Here is an 18,895-nt window from a genome sequence, read left to right as displayed (position 1 = left end):
TACTCGGCCGGTGTCCGGGCCGGCCCGGTCGGTGCCGGGTCCGGCCCGTCGGGTGTTCGGCCGGTCAGTCGGTCAGTTCTCGGTCCAGCAGTCCGAACAGCTCATCATCGGAGGCTGAATCCATTCCAAAGGCGGTCGCGGGATCGGTGTCGTCCGGGCCGGTGAGGCGTCCCAGGGCCGTCTTGAGGGCCCGTACGAGACCGGCCCGCCGGTCGTCCTCGGCCCCGAGGCCGGACGCCGCGCTCACCCAGTCGCCCAGGGCGTCCGCGTCGTACACCGTCCGCTCCCCGGCGGCGCCTTCCAGCAGGTGGCCGGTGAGGTCCCTGAGGGTGGGGTGGTCGAAGAGGACGGTGGCCGGGAGCCGTGTGCCGGCCTCCGCGCCGAGCCGGTTGCGCAGCTCGATCGCGGTCAGGGAGTCGAGCCCCAGGTCGAACAGGCCCCGGTCGTCGGGGACGTGGACGCTCCGCGGCAGGCCGAGCACCTCGGCGACGCACGTCCGGACGACCCCGTGGACGAGGACGCGCGCGGCCTCCGGTTCGAGGCCCGCGATCCGCTCGGTGAGCGGGACGGCCGCGGGGCCCCGGTCCGCCGCCGTCGCGCGCCGTACGGGGACGAGGCCGGCGAGCAGCGGGGGCGGTCCTTCGGGCCGGCGCGCGAGGGCCGCCGTGTCGAACCGCGCCGGGACGAGGAGGGCGGGCGCCTTCTCCCCGAGGGCGAGCGCGGTGTCGAGCAGGGCGAGTCCGTCGGCGGTCGACAGGGGACGGATGCCGAGCCGGTCGATCCTGGCCCGGGCCGCGTTGTCGAGCGAGCCCGCCATTCCGGCCGCGTCGTCGGTCTCCCACAGGCCCCAGGCCAGCGAGGTGCCGGGGAGCCCGGCGGCGGTGCGGTGCTGGGCGAGGGCGTCCAGGTGGGTGTTGGCGGCGGCGTAGCCGGCCTGGCCCGCGTTGCCGAGGACGCCGGCGACGGAGGAGAACAGCACGAACGCGGTGAGCGGCAGCCCGGCGGTGGCGCGGTGGAGGTGCCCGGCCGCGTCGGCCTTGGGCCGCAGGACGTGGTCGAGGCGTGCGTCGGTCAGGTTGGCGAGGACGGCGTCGTCGAGTGTGCCGGCCGCGTGGAAGACGGCGGTGAGCGGACGGGCGGGGTCGATCCCGGCGACGAGCCGGTCGACCGCCGCCGCGTCGGCGAGGTCGCACGCCTCGGTGCGGACCTCGACGGACTCCCCTCCGGTGGCGCGCAGCTCCTCGGCGAGGGCGCGCAGGGCGGGGTCGGCGTCGCCGCGCCGGCTGGCCAGGAGCAGGCTGCGGACGCCGTACCGGGCGGCGAGGTGGCGGGCGACGGCGGAGCCGAGGGCGCCGCCCGCCCCGGTGACGAGCACCGTGCCGTCGCCGAAGGCGGGCGCGGGGCCCGCCGGCCGGGTGACGGGGGCGAGCCGGGGCCGGTGGGCGGCGCCGTGCCGGAGGGCCGTCTGGTCGGCCCCGGCGGCGATCGCGCGGGGCAGCGCGGCGGTCGAGTCGGCGTGGCCGTCGGTGTCGACGAGGCCGATCCGGCCGGGGTGTTCGTGCTGCGCCGAGCGGACGAGTCCCCAGAGCGGGGACTCGGCGAGCCCGGTGACCGGGTCGGCCGGGTCGACCGCGACGGCGTTCCGGGTCAGCACGACCAGACGGGTGGGCTCGGGCAGGGCGAGGATCAGCTCGCGCACGGCCCGCAGGTTGGCGCGCGCGTCGCCGTGCGCGGCGACGGCGACGACGGTGTCCTCGGTCCCGTCGGGCGCGGCCACGACCGGGAAGGGCAGTTCCCCGGCGGTGGCGGGGTCGCCCAGGACGAGGGCGACCGCGCGGCCCGCCGGTCCGGCGGGTTCGAGCGGGGCCTCCTTCCAGACGACCTCGTGCAGCGGGGTGCCGCTCCCCCGCCGACCGGCGCCCAGCGCGGCCGCCGGGACCGGGCGGAGCCGGACCTCGTCGACGCCGAGCACGGGCCGGCCCAGGTCGTCGGTGACGTCCAGGGCGAAGGCCGCCGCGCCGAGGCGGCGGACGCGGACGCGCAGCGGCCCGGAGGGCTCGGCGTAGGCACGGATCCCGTGCCAGCTGTACGGCACGTCCACATCGGCCCCGTCGGTCCTGTCGGTCCCGTCGCCGCCCTCGTCGCGGCGCAGCACGTCGGCGAGCCACGGGTGCAGGGCGGCGTCGAGGAGGCCGGCGGCCAGGGGGTCGCCGGTGTCCACGTCCGCGTAGAGGGTGTCGCCGTCGGACCACAGGGCGCGCAGTCCCCGGAAGGCGGGACCGTAGTCGTATCCGTGCGCGGCGAACTCCTCGTACACGTCTCCGAGTTCGACGGTCCGCGCGCGCTGCGGCCGGTCGCCCGTCCAGGCGTCCGGGGCCGTTCCCCCGGTGGCGAGCAGGGCTTCCGCGTGGAGGGTCCAGGGCGCTTCGCCGGTCCTGGCGTGGACGCGTACGGCGTCCTCGGCCACGGTGACGCGCAGCCGGGTCTCGGTGTCGGGGCCGACGACGAGCGGGGCGTGCAGGGTGAGTTCGGCGAGGCCGTCCGCGTCGTGCCGCCGGGCCAGCCGGGTCAGCAGGTCGACGAGGGCGGCGGCGGGCAGCAGCGGCGAGCCGTGCAGGGCGTGGTCGGCGAGCCAGGGCTGCCGACGGTGCGACAGGACGCCGGTGTACGCGGTCCGGCCGCCGTCGGGGTCGGCGATCGCGGCGGACAGCAGCGGGTGGCCGGGGTCGTCCGCGCCGACGCCCGTCGCGGTGCCGTCGCCGCCGGCCGGGGGCAGCAGCCACAGGCGTTCCCGGGCGAACGGGTACGTGGGGAGGGGGACGGTCACGGCGCCGGGGCCGAGCAGGGCGTGCCAGTCCCAGGCGACGCCGGCCACGTGGGCGGCGGCCACGAAGGACCAGAGCGCCGTGAGGTCGTCCTTCCGGCGGTCCAGGGACGGCACGGCCACGGCGGTGCCGAGGTCGGACTGCGCGGCCATCGCGGTGAGGGCGGCGTCCGGGCCGAGCTCCAGGAGGCGGGTGGCGCCGAGGGCGCGCAGCCGGTCGAGGGCCTCGGCGAACCGGACGGTGCTGCGCACCTGGTCGGCCCAGTGCGCCGGGGACCCCAGGACGTCCGCGCCGGCCTCGCGCGCGGTGAGCGTGGAGACCACGGTGGCGGTCGGCTCCGCGGCGGCCAGCGTGCCCAGGCGGTCCCGGAGGGCGTCGAGCATCGGTTCCATCCGGGCGGAGTGGAAGGCGTGGCTGACCGTGAGCCGCTTGGTGCGGTGGCCGCGCCCGGCGAGCAGTGCGGCGAGCTCGGCGACGGGTTCGGCGTCGCCGGAGAGGACGACCGAGCCGGGCGCGTTGACGGCGGCGACGTCCACCCGCAGGCCGGTCTCCGCCATGAGGGCCTCGACCGTGGCGGGGTCCGCCTGGACCGCGGCCATCAGGCCGCCCCCGGGCAGCTCGCCCATGAGCCGGCCCCGGTGGACGACCAGGTGGGCGGCGTCGTCGAGGCTCAGCGCCCCGGCCGCGTGGGCCGCCGCGATCTCGCCGACGGAGTGGCCGGTGACGAACGGCGCGGACAGGCCCCAGGAGGCGAGCAGCCGGTACAGGGCGACCTCGACGACGAACAGCGCGGGCTGGGTGTTCTCCGTCCGGTCCAGATCCGGGGCCGGGTCCTGGTCTTGCTCCTGCTTCTGGTCCTGGTCCGACGTAGAGCCGGTGACGGCGGCGGTGACGTCCGGGCCGCCCGCGCGGAGCACCGCCTCGGCGGCCTCGTCGAAGGCCCGCGCGTAGGCCGGGAACGCCCGGTGGAGCGCGGTGCCCATGCCGGTCCGCTGACTGCCCTGGCCGGTGAAGAGCAGGGCGGTCTCGCCCCGCACCGGGGTTCCGGTGACGACGAGGGGGAAGCCGGCGGGCTCCGGCTTCGTGCCCGCCGCGAGGTGGTCGAGTCCGGCGAGGAGTTCGGGCAGGTCACGGCCGAGGACGACGGCCCGGTGTTCGAAGGCGGTCCGGGTGGTCGCCAGGGAGAGCGCCACGTCGGCGGGGCGCGGCGCCGGTCCGTCCAGGACGTGCCGGCGCAGCCGGACGGCCTGCTCGCGCAGGGCCTCCTCGGTACGGGCGCTGAGCACCCAGGGCACGACGCGCGGGGCGGCGTCCTGCGCCGGGGGCTCAAGGACCGACGCCGACGCCGATGCCGGGGCGGGCTCCTCCCCCCGTTCCAGGATCACGTGGGCGTTGGTGCCGCCGATGCCGAAGGAGGAGACGGCGGCGCGGCGCGGCCCGTCGCCGCCGGGCCACGGGGTCGGGCGAGTGGGGACCCGTACCTCGCCCTCGGTCCAGTCCACGTGTTCGTTCAGGCGCTCCAGGTGGAGCGTGCCGGGGACCCGGCCGTGCCGCATGGCGAGGACCGACTTGATGATCCCGGCGACGCCGGCCGCGGCCTGGGTGTGGCCGAGATTGGACTTCACCGAGCCCATCAGGAGCGGTCCGTTCCCGGCGCGTTCGCGGCCGTAGGTGCGCAGTACCGCGCCCGCCTCCACGGGGTCGCCGAGCCGGGTGCCGGTGCCGTGCGCCTCCAGGACGTGGACGTCTCCGGGGCCGAGTCCGGCGGCGGCCAGGGCGCTGCGGATGACGCGCTCCTGGGCGGGGCCGTTGGGGGCGGTCAGCCCGTTGCTGGCCCCGTCCTGGTTGACGGCGGAGCCGCGCAGGACGGCGTGGACGCGGTGGCCGGCGCGACGGGCGTCCGACAGGCGTTCCAGGACGAGCAGGCCCGCGCCCTCGGCCCAGGCGGTGCCGTCGGCGTCGGCGGAGAAGGGCTTGCAGCGTCCGTCGGGGGCGAGTCCGCGCTGCCGGCTGAACTCGACGAACGTGGCGGGGCTCGCCATCACGGTCGCGCCGCCGGCGAGGGCGAGCGAGCACTCTCCGAGTCGGAGGGCCTGGGCGGCCTGGTGGACGGCGACGAGCGAGGAGGAGCAGGCCGTGTCGACGGTGACCGCGGGGCCCTGGAGGCCGAGGGTGTACGAGACGCGGCCGGAGGCGACGCTGCCGGCGCTGCCGCTGACGAGGTAGCCCTCCAGGTCGGCGGCGGCGCCCCGGTGCTGGTGGACCCGGGCGCCGTAGTCGGCGTACATGACGCCGACGAACACGCCGCTGTCGGTGCCGCGCAGGCTCGCGGGGTCGATGCCGGCGTCCTCGGCCGCCTCCCAGGCGGTCTGGAGCAGCAGCCGCTGCTGCGGGTCGACGGCCAGGGCCTCGCGGTGGCTGATGCCGAAGAACGCGGGGTCGAACTCCGCGGCGTCGTGCAGGAAGCCGCCGTGTCGGGTGGAGGAGGTGCCGGGGTGGTCGGGGTCGGGGTCGAAGAGGTCCGGGTCCCAGCCCCGGTCGTCCGGGAACTCGGTGATGGCGTCGGTGCCGGAGGCGAGCAGTTCCCACAGTTCGTCGGGGGTGCGGACGCCGCCGGGGAAGCGGCAGGCCATGCCGACGATCGCGATGGCGTCGTCGTCCGGGTCGGCGGCGGGTGCCGGGGGGTCGGCGGGGGCGGGTTCCGGTCCGGTGTCCGTGGTGTCCGCCGTCTCCTCCAGGAGGGCGGTGGCGTGGGCGGTCAGGGCGGCCGGGGTGGGGTGGTCGAAGACGACGGTTCCGGGCAGCCGGACGCCGAGGTCGGCGGTGAGCCGGTTGCGCAGCTCGACGGCCGTGAGGGAGTCGAAGCCGAGGTCGGTGAAGGGGCGGTCGGGGTCGATGACGGTGTCCGGCGCGTGTCCGAGCACGTCGGCGACGGCGGCGAGGACGATCCGGGGCACGTCGCCGCCGGCGGCCCGGGGGCCCGCGTCGCCGTCCGGCGTGCGCGGTCCGGGGGCGGCGGGGAACCGGCGCGGGGCGGTCGCGCGGGCGTCGAGTCCGGCGGCCGTCACGACGGGCAGGTCGGCGCGCAGCGCGCGGTCGAGCAGCGCGAGCGCGTCGGCGGCCGGCAGGGGCCTGATCCCGGCCCGCGCCAGGCGGGTGACGTCCCGTTCGCCGAGGTCCCCGGCGAGGCCGCCTTCGGTGTCCCACAGGCCCCAGTGGACGGTGAGCGCCGTCCGGCCGGCGCGCCGCCGTCCGTGGGCGACGGCGTCGAGCGCGGCGTTGGCGGCGCTGTAGCCGCTCTGGCCCGCGGTGCCGAGGACTCCGGCGACCGAGCCGAAGAGCACGAAGGCGTCGAGGGCGGTGTCGCGGGTCAGTTCGTCGAGGTGGCGGGCGGCGAGCGCCTTCGGCGCGAACAGGCGCCGCAGGGCGTCGGGGGTGAGCCGTTCGGCGACGGTGTCCTCGGCGATCCCGGCGGTGTGCACGACGGCGGACAGGGGCGCGTCGAGCCCGGCGAGCAGGGCCGCGAGCGCGTCGCGGTCGGCGGTGTCGCAGGCCCGGATCTCGGCCCTCGCGCCGAGCGCGGCCAGTTCGGCGGCGATCGCGTCCGCGTCCGGGTGCTCGGGGCCGCGCCGGGAGACGAGGAGCAGGGTGCGGGCCCCGTACCGGGTGACCAGGTGACGGGCGGTGGCCCGGCCGAGGGCTCCGGTCCCGCCGGTGACGAGGACGGTGCCGCCGTCGGCGGTGCGCGGCCAGGGGGCGGGCGCGGCGTCCGGGGCGTCGGGCACGGGCGTCAGCCGCGGGACGTACGGGACGCCGTCGCGGACGGCGGCCTGCGGCAGCCGGGCCGCGAGCGCGGCGAGCAGGGCGGCGTCGTGGCTGCCGTCGGTGTCGACCAGGGTGAACCGGCCGGGCTGTTCGGCCTGGGCGGCGCGGACGAGGCCCCACACGGCGGCCGTCCCGGCGCGGGCGGGTTCGCCGTCGGCGACGGCGAGGCCCCGGGTGAGGACGAGCAGCGGCCCGGCGGCGTCCGAGGCGAGCCGTGCGGCGACGGCGGCCCGCGCCGCGTCGGCCGCGGCGAGCGGATCGTCGTCCGCCGCCGCGTCGACGGTGAGCACGTCGGGGGTGGCGGACGGTGCGGGGAGCGGTTCGACGGGCTCCCACGCCGTCCGGTAGAGGTCGGACCCGGCGGGCAGCGCCCGCAGCGTCAGGCGTTCCACGGTGAGGACGGGCCGGCCGTCCGGGGCGGTCAGGTCGAGCCGGTGGGCGTCGGGCCCCACGGGGGTGAGGAGGGCCGTCGCCCGGGAGGCGCCGCGCTGGTGCAGCCGGACGCCGTCGAGGGCGTACGGGACGAGGCGGGGGCCGCCGGGCGCGTGCAGCGGCAGGACGTGCAGGGCCGCGTCGAGCAGCGCCGGGTGGATCCCGAAGGAGCCGGCGCCGCCGTGGAGGGCGGGCGGGAGTTCGGCCTCGGCCCGCAGGGCGCCGGTGGCGTCGCGGTGGGCGGCGGCCAGGCCCTGGAAGGCGGGCCCGTAGCCGTAGCCGGCGTCGTCGAGCAGGCGGTAGGTCGCGGCGCGGTCGCCCGGGTCGATCCGGTCTCCGGCGGGCGCGTCCGGGGCGGGTCCGGCCGGGACGGGGTCGTCGGTGAGCCGGGCGGTGGCGTGGACGGTCCACGTCCCGTCGGCGGCCCTGGCCCGTACGGTGAGCTCTCCGTCGGCGTCGACGGCGACCTGGAGGGGTGCGTCGGCGGTGGGGTCGAGCTCCAGCGGGGACCGGACGAGGAAGTCGCGGAGCGTGGGCCGGCCGAGGGCGCGGCCGGCCGCCAGGGCGAGTTCGGCGAGGGCCGCCGCGGGGACGAGGATCCGGCCGTCGATCCGGTGGTCGGCCAGCCAGGACCGCCGCCTCGGCGACAGCGATCCGGTGAACATCGTGCTCCCGTCCGGTAGTTCGGTCGCCCCGGCGAGGAGCGGGTGCCGGACGTCGTCGAGGCCGTACGCGTCGGCGCCGCCGTTCTCCTCGGGCACGTCGAGCCAGTACCGGCGGGTCTCGAAGGGGTACGAGGGCAGGTCGACGATCCCGGCGCCGGAAAGGTCCGGGACGAGGTCGACGTCGACGCCCGCGACGTGGAGGCGGCTCAGCGCGGCCCGTACGGTGTCGCGTTCGGGGGTGCCGGGGCGCAGGAGGGGCACGGCCACGACGCGGTCCGCCCCGCTGTCCCCGGCGAGGGCGGACAGGGTGCCGTCGGGGCCGAGTTCGGCGAACCGGGTCACGCCGAGCCCGGTGGCCGTGCGCACGGCGTCGGCGAACCGGACGGGGCGCCGGATCTGGCGCACCCAGTAGTCGGGGACGGTCAGTTCCAGCGGATCGGCGACCTCGCCGGTGACGGTGGAGACGACCGGGAGGCGCGGGGCGGAGAAGGACAGCGCGGCGGCGACGGCGCGGAACTCGTCGAGCACGTCGTCCATGTGCGCCGAGTGGAAGGCGTGGCCGACCTTGAGCCGGGAGGCCTTGTGCCCGGTCTCCTTCCAGTGCCGGACGAGCCGGTCGACGGCGTCGGCGTCCCCGGACAGGACGACGGAGTCCGGTCCGTTGACGGCGGCGAGCTCCACCGCGCCGTCCGACGCGGCGACGAGTCCGGCCGCCTGTTCCTCGGTCGCGGCGAAGGCGGCCATGGCCCCGCCCTCCCGGGCGGACTGCATGAGCCGGCCGCGCGCGGCCACGAGGGCGGCCGCGTCGGGCAGGTCGAACACCCCGGCGACGTGCGCGGCGGCGAGTTCGCCGACCGAGTGCCCGACGACGAAGTCCGGCCGCAGTCCGTGGGACTCGGCGAGCCGGAAGAGCGCGACCTCGACGGCGAACAGCGCGGGCTGGGCGTACCGGGTCTCCCGCAGCGCCCCGTCCACCCCGTCCGTCCCGGTGATCAGGTCGCGCAGCGCGATGCCGAGGAGCGGGTCGAGGTGGGCGGCGACCGCGTCGAACGCGGCGGCGTACACCGGTGACCCGGCGAGCAGTTCGGCGCCCATGCCGGTGCGCTGGGAGCCCTGCCCGGAGAAGAGGAACGCCAGCCGGCCGTCGGGTTCGGCGCGGCCGGTGACCGCCCCGGGGTGCCGTCGGCCGTCCCGTACGGCCGCGAGGGCGGCCAGGACGTCCCCGTCCGCGTCCACGACGGCCCGGTGGTCGAACCGGGCGCGGCGGGCGAGCGTGTGGGCGACGTCGGACGTGCGCGGGGCGGCGTCCCGCGCGAGGACGTCGTACAGCGCGGCGGCGTGGGCGCGCAGCGCCGGCTCGGTCCGCGCGCTCAGCACGAGCGGCGCGGCGGGTACGGAGCCGGAATCGTGGGCGGTGGATCCCGCGCTGTCGGGGGCCTGTTCGAGGATGACGTGGCTGTTGGTGCCGCTGATCCCGAACGAGGACACTCCGGCCCGGCGCGGACGACCACGCTCCGGCCACGCCTCCTGCTCCCCCAACAGCCGGACCCCGGACCCCTCCCACTCCACGAACGGCGACGGCTCCTCGGCGTGCAGCGTCCGGGGCAGTACCCCTTCCCGCAACGCCATCACCGTCTTGATCACACCACCCACACCAGCGGCGGCCTGCGCGTGCCCGATGTTCGACTTCAACGACCCCAGGAACAGAGGCACTTCACGATCTCCGCCATAGGCGGAGATCAACGCCTGCGCCTCGATCGGATCGCCCAGCCGCGTCCCGGTACCGTGCGCCTCCACCGCGTCCACGTCCGCAGGAAGCAGACCCGCGTCCGCCAGCGCCCGGCCGATCACCTCCTCCTGCGCACGCCCGTTCGGCGCCGTCAGACCGTTCGACGCACCGTCCTGGTTCACCGCCGAACCCGCCACCACCGCGAGCACCCGGTGACCCTCACGACGCGCCTTCGACAACCGCTCCACGACCAGCATTCCCGCGCCCTCGGCCCATCCGGTGCCGTCGGCACCCGCGCCGAAGGCGCGGCAGCGCCCGTCGGCGGACAGGCCGCGCTGGCGCGAGAACTCCACGAAGGTGCCCGGGGTGGACATGACGGCGACGCCGCCGGCGAGCGCCGTCGAGCACTCGCCGGACCGGACCGCCCGGACCGCCAGGTCCAGCGCCACCAGCGACGACGAGCACGCCGTGTCCACCGTCAACGCGGGCCCCCGCAGCCCCAGCACGTACGCGATACGGCCCGAGGCGACGCTGGACTGGTTGCCCGCCAGGAGCAGGCCCTCGACGTCCTCGGGGGCCGTGCGCAGGCGTGCCGCGTAGTCGTCGTACATGGCGCCGACGAAGACGCCGGTGTCGGAGTCCTTGAGGCCGTGCGGATCGATGCCGGCCCGCTCCAGGGCCTCCCAGGTGATCTGGAGCAGCAGGCGCTGCTGCGGGTCGGTGGCGAGCGCCTCGCGCGGGCTCATGCCGAAGAAGTCGGCGTCGAACTCGGCGGCGTCGTGGAGGAATCCGCCGCGCCTGGTGTACGTGGTGCCCTTGTGGTCGGGGTCGGGGTCGTACAACTTCTCCAGGTCCCAGCCCCGGTCCTCGGGGAAGCCTCCGGTGGCGTCGACGCCGTCGGCGACCAGGCGCCACAGGTCCTCCGGCGAGGCCACACCCCCGGGGAACCGGCAGCCCATGCCCACGATGACCACCGGATCGTCGTCGGCCCGCTGCCTGGCGACCGCCACGGCGTTCTCCGGCGCCTCCGTGGTGAGCGAGGCGTGCAGGTGGCTGGCGAGTCCGGCGATCGTGGGGTACTCGAAGACGACGGTGGCGGGCAGGGCGAGGCCGGTGAGCCGGCCGAGCCGGTTGCGGAGTTCGACGGCGGTCAGGGAGTCGAAGCCGAGCTCCTTGAAGGGCCGGTCCGCTCCGACGTCCCCGGTCCCGTCGTGTCCGAGGACGAGCGCGGCCTGTTCGCGCAGCAGCGCGGTGAGCGTGCGCAGCCGCTCGTGGGCCGGGACGGCGGCGAGCCGGTCGGCCCACGCGCCGCCGCCCGGTCCTGCCGTGCGCCGGGCGGTCGCGGGCACGCGCACCAGGGCGCCGAACACCGGGCGGAGCCGGCCGTCCGCCGCTTCCTGGCGCAGCAGGCCCTCGTCGAGCGGGGAGACGATCGTGTGCGGCCGTTCCGCCGCGAACAGGGCGTCCAGACCGGCTTCGGTCGCGACGGGCCCGACGCCGTACCGGGCGAGCCGGGTCCGGTCGGCGGCGCCGAGGTGTCCGGTCATGGCCCCGGTCTCCTCCCACAGGCCCCACGCGAGGGAGACGGCGGGCAGGCCGAGGGCGCGGCGGTGGGCGGCGAGGGCGTCGAGGAAGGCGTTGCCCGCGGCGTAGTTGGCCTGGCCGGGCACACCGGCGACGGCCACGGCCGAGGAGAACAGGACGAACGCGTCGAGCGGCAGCTCCGCGGTGAGCTCGTGCAGCAGCCAGACGGCGTCGACCTTGGGCCGCAGCACGTCGGCCAGCCGCTCGGGGGTGAGCTCGGTGACGGTGGCGTCGGCGAGCACCCCGGCCGTGTGGACGACCGCGCGCAGCGGACGGTCGGCGGGTACGGCGGCGAGCAGCCGCGCCAGGGCGTCGCGGTCCGTCACGTCGCAGGCGGCGACGGTCGTCGGGGCGCCGGCCGCGCGGAGTTCGGCGGCCAGGTCGTCCGCGCCCGGCGCGTCCGGTCCGGTGCGGCTGACCAGCAGCAGGTGCGGGGGCCTCGGCCGCGCCGCGAGCCGGCGGGCGACGAGCGCGCCGAGCGCTCCCGTACCGCCGGTGACGAGGACGGTGCCGTCCCCGTCCGGGGCGGGCGGGGAGGCCGGGGCGAGGTCGTGGACGGCGAGGCGGGGGACGTGGGTCCGGCCGTCGCGGAGCGCGGACTCGGGTTCGCCGTGGTCGCCGGCGAGGAGGGCGGCCGGGGCCGGTCCGTCGGTCTCGACGAGCGCGAAGCGGCCGGGGTGTTCGGCGGCGGCGGTGCGCAGGAGGCCGCGTACGGGGGCGGCGGCCAGGTCGCCGGTCCTGATCACGACGTGCAGGGGGACCTCGCGCAGGTCCGGTGTGGCGATCCAGTGCTGGAGGAGGGCGAGGACGGAGGCGGCGAGCGCGTGGGCGCGGGCGGGGACGGCGCGGGGGTCCGGGTCGGTGCAGGAGCCGTCGGTGGTGGTGACGTCGACATCGGTGAGGACGGGATCAGTGCCGGCGGGGACGTCGGTGGTGCCGGTGACGGGGACGAGTACGGCCGTGGGCCGCGTGGCGCGGTGCAGCAGCGCCTCGGTGTCCGGGACGGTCTCCGCGTCGGTGACGAGGCCGGTGTCGCCGAGTCCGGCGAGGACGAGGGGGGTGCCCGTGGCCGGTCCCGCGAGGGGCAGCTCGGGCCAGTCGAGGTGGTGGGCGGTGGTTCCGGCCGCCGGGCGGCCGGCGAGTTCGGCGCGGCCGACCGGCCGGAACGCCAGCGAGTCGATCTCCGCGACCGGGTTTCCGTGGACGTCGGCCAGGGTGAGGCGGAACCGGGCGTCGGCGAGCGGTTCGATCCGTACGCGCAGCCGGTCGGCGTCGGCGGCCGCGGCCGCGTCGGTGATCCGCAGCCCCTCGAACGCGAAGGGCAGCAGCGGTCGTTCCGGGTCCGTGCCGTGCGTCCCGACGAGTCCGGCGACGACCGGGTGCAGGGCGGCGTCGAGCAGTGCCGGGTGGAGCGCGAAGCCCGTACGGGGCACGGTGCCGTCCCCGTCGGACAGGCCGGGGTCGAGGTCGGCGTACAGCACCCCGTCGGCGGTACGGCGGGCGGTCGCGAGGCCCTGGAAGGCGGGGCCGTAGTCGTAGCCGAGCCGGAACAGGCCGGCGTAGACGTCGTCGAGGGCGACGGGTTCCGCGTCGGCGGGCGGGGTCGCGGGGACCGCCGGTGTCGCGGCCGGGCCGGCCGCGCGCAGGGTCGCCGAGGCGTGCAGGGTCCACGGGGCGGTGTCGTCGGGCCGCGCGTGCACGGTCACCTCGCGCGCTCCGGTGGCGTCGGCGGGTGCGACGCGGACCTGGAGCGTCGTGGGGCGGTCCGGGTCGGGGACGAGGGGGGTGCGGACGGTCAGGTCGGCCACCGTCGGCAGGTCCACGGCGGCGCCCGCGTGGAGGACCAGTTCGGCGAAGGCGGTGCCCGGGACGAGGACGGTGCCGAAGACGCTGTGGTCCGTGAGCCACGGCTGTGCGCGCAGGTCGATCCGTCCGGTGAACAGCTCTGCCCCGTCGGCGAGTTCGACGCGGGCGCCGAGCAGCGGGTGGGCGTCGGCGGTGAGGCCGGGCAGGGCCGTGGCCGCGGGCCCGCCGGACGGGACCAGCCAGTGGCGGTCGGCGGCGAAGCGGTACGTCAGCGGGAGGTCCGGCGCGGTCGCGGGGACGGCCCAGTCGACGGGCGCGCCACCGAGGTGCGCGGCGGCCAGGGAGCGCCGGAACGCGTCCGGGCCGCCGTGGTCGCGGCGCAGGGTGCCGCCGGTGAAGGCGGTGACGCCGCGCTCGGCGAGGATCTCCTCGACGGCGAAGGTGAGGACGGGGTGGGGGCTGATCTCGACGAAGCGCCGGTGCCCGGAGTCGACCAGGCTGCCGACGGCGGTCTCGAACCGCACGGTCTCGCGCAGGTTGCGGTACCAGTACCCGGCGTCGAGGGTGTCCGTGGCGACCGGGCCGCCGGTCACGGCGGAGTAGAACGCGGTCCCGGCCGTGCCCGGCGTCAGCCCGGCCCCGAGTTCCAGCAGGTGGTCGCGGAGCGGCTCGACGTACCGGGTGTGCGAGGCGTAGTCGACGGGGATGCGGCGGGCGCGCACCCCGCGCTCCTCGCACCAGGCCAGGAGCGCGCCGAGGGCGCTGTCGCCGCCGGCGACGACGGTGGCGCGGGGCCCGTTGAGCACCGCGATCTCCAACTCGTCCGGGTGCTCGGCGAGCACGGGGGCGAGGCCGTCGGCGCCGAGGGCGACGGAGACCATGCCGCTGTCGCCGGCGATGCCGGTCAGAGCGCGGCTGCGCAGGGTGACGAGCCTCGCCGCGTCCGCGAGGGAGAGCGCGCCCGCGACGTGCGCGGCGGCGATCTCGCCCTGGGAGTGCCCGACGACGGCGTCGGGCACGACGCCGGCCGACCGCCACAGACCGGCGAGGGCGACCATCACGGCGAAGAGGACCGGCTGGACGACGTCGACCCGGTCGAGGCCGGGGGCGCCGGGCTCGCCGTGCAGCACGTCGAGCAGGGACCAGTCGGTGTGCGGGGCGAACGCGTCGGCGCAGGCCTCGATCCCGGCCCGGAACACGGGGCTGGTCACGAGGAGTTCACGGGCCATGCCGCTCCACTGGGAGCCCTGCCCGGGGAAGACGAACACGGTCCGTCCGGCGGCCCGTTCGCCGGTGATCAGGGCGTCGTGGACCTCTCCGGCGGCGAGCGCGCGCAGGGCGGCGGGGAGCCGGCCCGGGTCGCCGTCCACCGGGACCGCCGCGCCGTGGGCGTGCCGGGCGCGCCGGGCGAGGGCGGCGGCGAGCGCGTGCGCGTCGGTGTCGGGGTGGGCGCGCAGGTGGTCGGCGAGCGCGGCGGCCTGGCGGCGCAACGCGGCCGGGGTGTTGCCGGAGAGCAGGACGGGCGGGGCCGGACGGTCGGGGGCGGGGCGGGGCTCGACGGGCCCGACGTGATCGGGGTGATCAGCCTGGTCCACGTACTCCGGAGCCTGTTCGAGGATGATGTGGCTGTTGGTGCCGCTGATCCCGAACGAGGACACTCCGGCCCGGCGCGGACGACCACGCTCCGGCCACGCCTCCTGCTCCCCCAACAGCCGGACCCCGGACCCCTCCCACTCCACGAACGGCGACGGCTCCTCGGCGTGCAGCGTCCGGGGCAGTACCCCTTCCCGCAACGCCATCACCGTCTTGATCACACCACCCACACCGGCAGCAGCCTGCGCGTGCCCGATGTTCGACTTCAACGACCCGAGCAGCAAAGGCACTTCACGATCCCCGCCATAAGCCGAGATCAACGCCTGCGCCTCGATCGGATCACCCAGCCGCGTCCCGGTACCGTGCGCCTCCACCGCGTCCACGTCCGCAGGAAGCAGACCCGCGTCCGCCAGCGCCCGGCCGATCACCTCCTCCTGCGCACGCCCGTTGGGCGCCGTCAGACCGTTCGACGCACCGTCCTGGTTCACCGCCGAACCCGCCACCACCGCGAGCACCTGATGACCCTCACGACGCGCCTTCGACAACCGCTCGACCACGAGTACGCCGACGCCCTCCGCCCAGCCGGTGCCACTGGCACCGGACGCGAAGGCGCGGCACCGGCCGTCCTGCGACAGGCCGCGCTGGCGCGAGAACTCCACGAACATCCCGGGCGACGCCATCACGGCCACACCGCCGGCGAGTGCCGTCGAGCACTCGCCGGACCGGACCGCCCGGACCGCCAGGTCCAGCGCCACCAGCGACGACGAGCACGCCGTGTCCACCGTCAGCGCCGGCCCCCGCAAGCCCAGCACGTACGCGATGCGGCCCGAGGCGACGCTGATGGTGGAGCCGGTGAGGAGGTAGCCGTCGGAGCCCGCGCCGCCCTCGTGGAGCCGGGGCGCGTAGTCGGAGGCGGTCGCCCCGACGAAGACGCCGGTGTCGGAGTCCTTGAGGCCGTGCGGATCGATGCCGGCCCGCTCCAGGGCCTCCCAGGAGGTCTGGAGCAGCAGGCGCTGCTGCGGGTCGAGGGCGAGCGCCTCGCGCGGGCTGATGCCGAAGAACTCGGCGTCGAACTCGGCGGCCGTGTCGAGGAACCCGCCGTGCCGGGTGGTGGACGTGCCGGGGCGGTCGGGGTCGTCGGCGAAGAGGGAGTCGAGGTTCCAGCCCCGGTCGGCGGGGAACGGGCCGATGGCGTCGACGGCGTCGGTGACCAGGCGCCACAGGTCCTCCGGCGAGGCCACGCCCCCGGGGAACCGGCAGCCCATGCCCACGATGACCACCGGATCGTCGTCGGCCCGCTCCCGGACGACCGCCACGGACTTCGCGGTCCTCCCCGGAACGTCGGCGCGGAGCAGGTCGAGCAGGGCTTCGGTCGTCGGGTGGGCGAACAGGGCCGCGGCCGGCAGTTCCGTGCCCAGGGCGGTGCCGAGCCGGTCGCGGAGTTCGACCAGGCCGAGCGAGTCGATGCCGAGGTCCTTGAAGGTGGCGGTGCGGTCGAGGCGCGCCGGGTCGGCGAAGCCGAGGACGGCGGCGACCTCTTCGACGACCCGCTGTTCGAGCCGGAGGTCGACGACGGACACGGGCGCGGAATCCTCCGCGGGGGCGGCCGGAGCCCCGGGGCCCGGGGCGGTGGCATCCGCTTCCCGGCCGGGCCCGAGGTCGAGCCAGTGGCGCTCCCGCTGGAAGGGGTACGTGGGCAGCTCCGGGCGGGGGCCGCCGGGCGGGGCCACGGCGTCCCAGTCCGGGTCGGCCCCGGCGGTGAAGAGCCGGCCGAGGGCGGCGGCGGGCGCGTCGTCCTTGCCGAGGACGGGCACGAACGTCGCCGCGCGGCCGGTGACCTCCCGGCCGAGGGCGCTGAGCGTCGTCCCGGGGCCCGCCTCCAGGAGGACGGTCGCGCCGAGGTCCGTCAGCCGGCGGACGGCCGCGTCGAACCGGACCGGTCGGCGCGCGTGCTCCACCCAGTAGTCGGCGTCGGTGGTCGTGACGAGGTCGCCGGTCACCGTCGAGACGAAGGGGATGCGGGCGGGCCGGAAGTCGATTCCGGACAGGGTGCGGCGGAACTCGTCCAGCATCGGGTCCATGAGCGGCGAGTGGAAGGCGTGGCTGACGTCGAGCCCGCGGTGCCGCAGGCCGCGTTCGGCCGCGCGCGCGGCGATCTCGTCGAGCGCGGCGGTCTCGCCCGAGAGGACCACCGACGCCGGGCCGTTGACGGCGGCGACGGCGACGGTGCCGGCGGTGTGCGCGAGCAGTTCGGCGGCGGTCTCCTCGGTGGCGCCGACCGCCAGCATGCCGCCGCCCCCGGGCAGCGCGTCCATCAACCGGCCTCGTGCGGCGATGAGTTCGGCGGCGCGGTCGAGGTCGAGGACGTCCGCGACGTGTGCGGCGGCGACCTCGCCGATCGAGTGCCCGGCGACGAAGGCGGGTTCGAGGCCCGTCGAGACCAGCCAGCGGTAGGTGGCGACCTCGACGGCGAACAGCGCAGGCTGGGTGAAGGCGGTGCGGCCGAGGAGGACCGCCTCCCCCGTGCCCGGCTCGGCCCGGATCACGTCCTCGATCCGGCGCGGGAGGTACGGGGCGAGCGCCTCGGCGGCCTCGTCGAACGCGGCCCGCCAGACCGGGGACTCGGCGTGGGCGCGGAGTCCCATGCCGAGCCGCTGGCTGCCCTGGCCGGGGAAGAGCACGACCGGGCCGGTCCCGGAGCCCGTGCCCGGTGCGGCGACCGTGCCGGTGACGACGCCCGCGGAGGCGCGGCCGGCGGCGAGGGCCGCGAGCCCGGCGCGGACGTCGCCGGTCACGGCGGCGCGGTGCTCGAAGGCGGTACGGGTGGTGGCGAGGGCGCGGGCCAGGCCGGGCGGCACCCCGCCCTCGCGCTCGATCAGGGCGGCGGTCCGGGCGGCCTGTGCGCGCAGCGCGGCCGGGGTGCGGGCGCTGAGCACCAGGGGCAGGACGCGCTCCGCGCCGGACGCCTCGGGGCCGGACGCCCCGGAGTCGGCGGAGGCCCCGGCCCCGACGAGTACCGGGGTCTCGTCCCGTACCGAGGCACCGGCCCGTACCGGAGTCCCCGCGACGGCCGGCAGCCCGCCCCCACCGGCCGGCGCCGGAGGCTCGGCGACCACGACGTGGCAGTTGGTGCCGCCCATGCCGAAGGAGCTGACGCCCGCGAGGAGCCGTTCGTCGGCGCGCGGCCAGGCGCCGGGCTCGGTGCGGACGGCGAGGCGCAGCCCGTCCAGGTCGATGTCGGGGTGGGGCTCGGCGTGGTTGAGGGTCGCCGGCAGTTCGCGGCGCGCGACCCCGAGGACGGTCTTGAGCAGCCCCGCGATGCCGGCCGCGCCCTCCAGGTGGCCGATGTTGGTCTTGACCGAGCCGACCTCCAGGACCGGCCGGTCCTCGGCGCCGTCCCGCGCGAGGCCGAGTCCGCGGGCCTCGAGCGGGTCGCCCACCGGGGTCCCGGTGCCGTGGAGTTCGACGTACTGGAGCGCCTCGGGCGCCACTCCGGCGGCGGCGCAGGCGCGCCGGACCACGTCGGCCTGCGCCTCGGGGCTGGGCACGGTGAGGCCGTCGGTCGCGCCGTCGTTGTTGACGGCGCTCCCGAGGAGGACGGCGTGGACGCGGTCGCCGTCCGCGAGGGCGGCGTCGAGCGGCTTGAGCAGGACGAGTCCGGCGCCCTCGCCGCGCACGTATCCGTTGGCGCGGCGGTCGAAGGTGTAGCAGTGGCCGTCCGGCGAGAGTCCGCCGAAGCGGGCGACGGCCGCGGTGGAGGCGGGGTCGACGATCAGGTTGACGCCGCCGGCGAGGGCGAGCGCGGACTCGCCGCGCCGCAGGCTCTCGCAGGCGAGGTGGACGGCGACGAGGGAGGAGGACTGCGCGGTGTCGACGGCGATGCTGGGTCCGCGCAGTCCGAGCACGTAGGAGACGCGGTTGGCGAGGATGCCCCGGGTGGTGCCGGTCAGGGTGTGGCGGCCGGGTCCGGTGCGGCGGGCGAGGGCGGCGTACTCGTCGGCGAGCGAGCCGACGAAGACGCCGGTGGCCGTGGAGCGCAGTGCGGCGGGCAGGACGCCGGCGTGTTCCAGCGCCTCCCAGGCCAGTTCGAGGACGAGGCGCTGCTGCGGGTCCACGGCCGCCGCCTCGCGCGGCGAGATGCCGAAGAAGGCGGGGTCGAACCCGTCGACGGACTCCAGGTAGCCGCCGTACCGGACGCCGGGGTGGCCGCCGGCCAGTTCGGCGACGGAGCCCGGTCCGGACGCCGGTCCGGCGCGGTCCTCGGGCACGTCCCGGACGGCGCTGCGTCCTTCGCGCAGGAGGTGCCAGAAGGCCTCGGGGTCGGGGGCCCCGGGCATCCGGCAGGCCAGGCCGATCACCGCGATCGGGGCGACCGGCCCGGCCGTGGCGGTCGTGGTCCTCGGGGTTTCCCGCGTGTCGTTGCCCTTGCCGCTCAA

General features: G+C 77.2%; 1 protein-coding gene. It reads right to left on the bottom strand.

Annotated elements, in window-relative coordinates; translation table 11 throughout:
• Positions 1-64: 64 nt before the first annotated feature.
• Positions 65-18,895, bottom strand: coding sequence for an SDR family NAD(P)-dependent oxidoreductase (locus AB0398_RS30620; RefSeq protein ID WP_366378912.1), 18,831 nt, complete (start codon positions 18,893-18,895; stop codon positions 65-67).

The organism is Streptomyces sp. NPDC086147, assembly GCF_040702165.1.
Taxonomy (GTDB): Bacteria; Actinomycetota; Actinomycetes; order Streptomycetales; family Streptomycetaceae; genus Streptomyces.
Note: the sequence above shows the minus strand (reverse complement) of the source record. Positions and strands in the feature narration are given on the sequence as shown.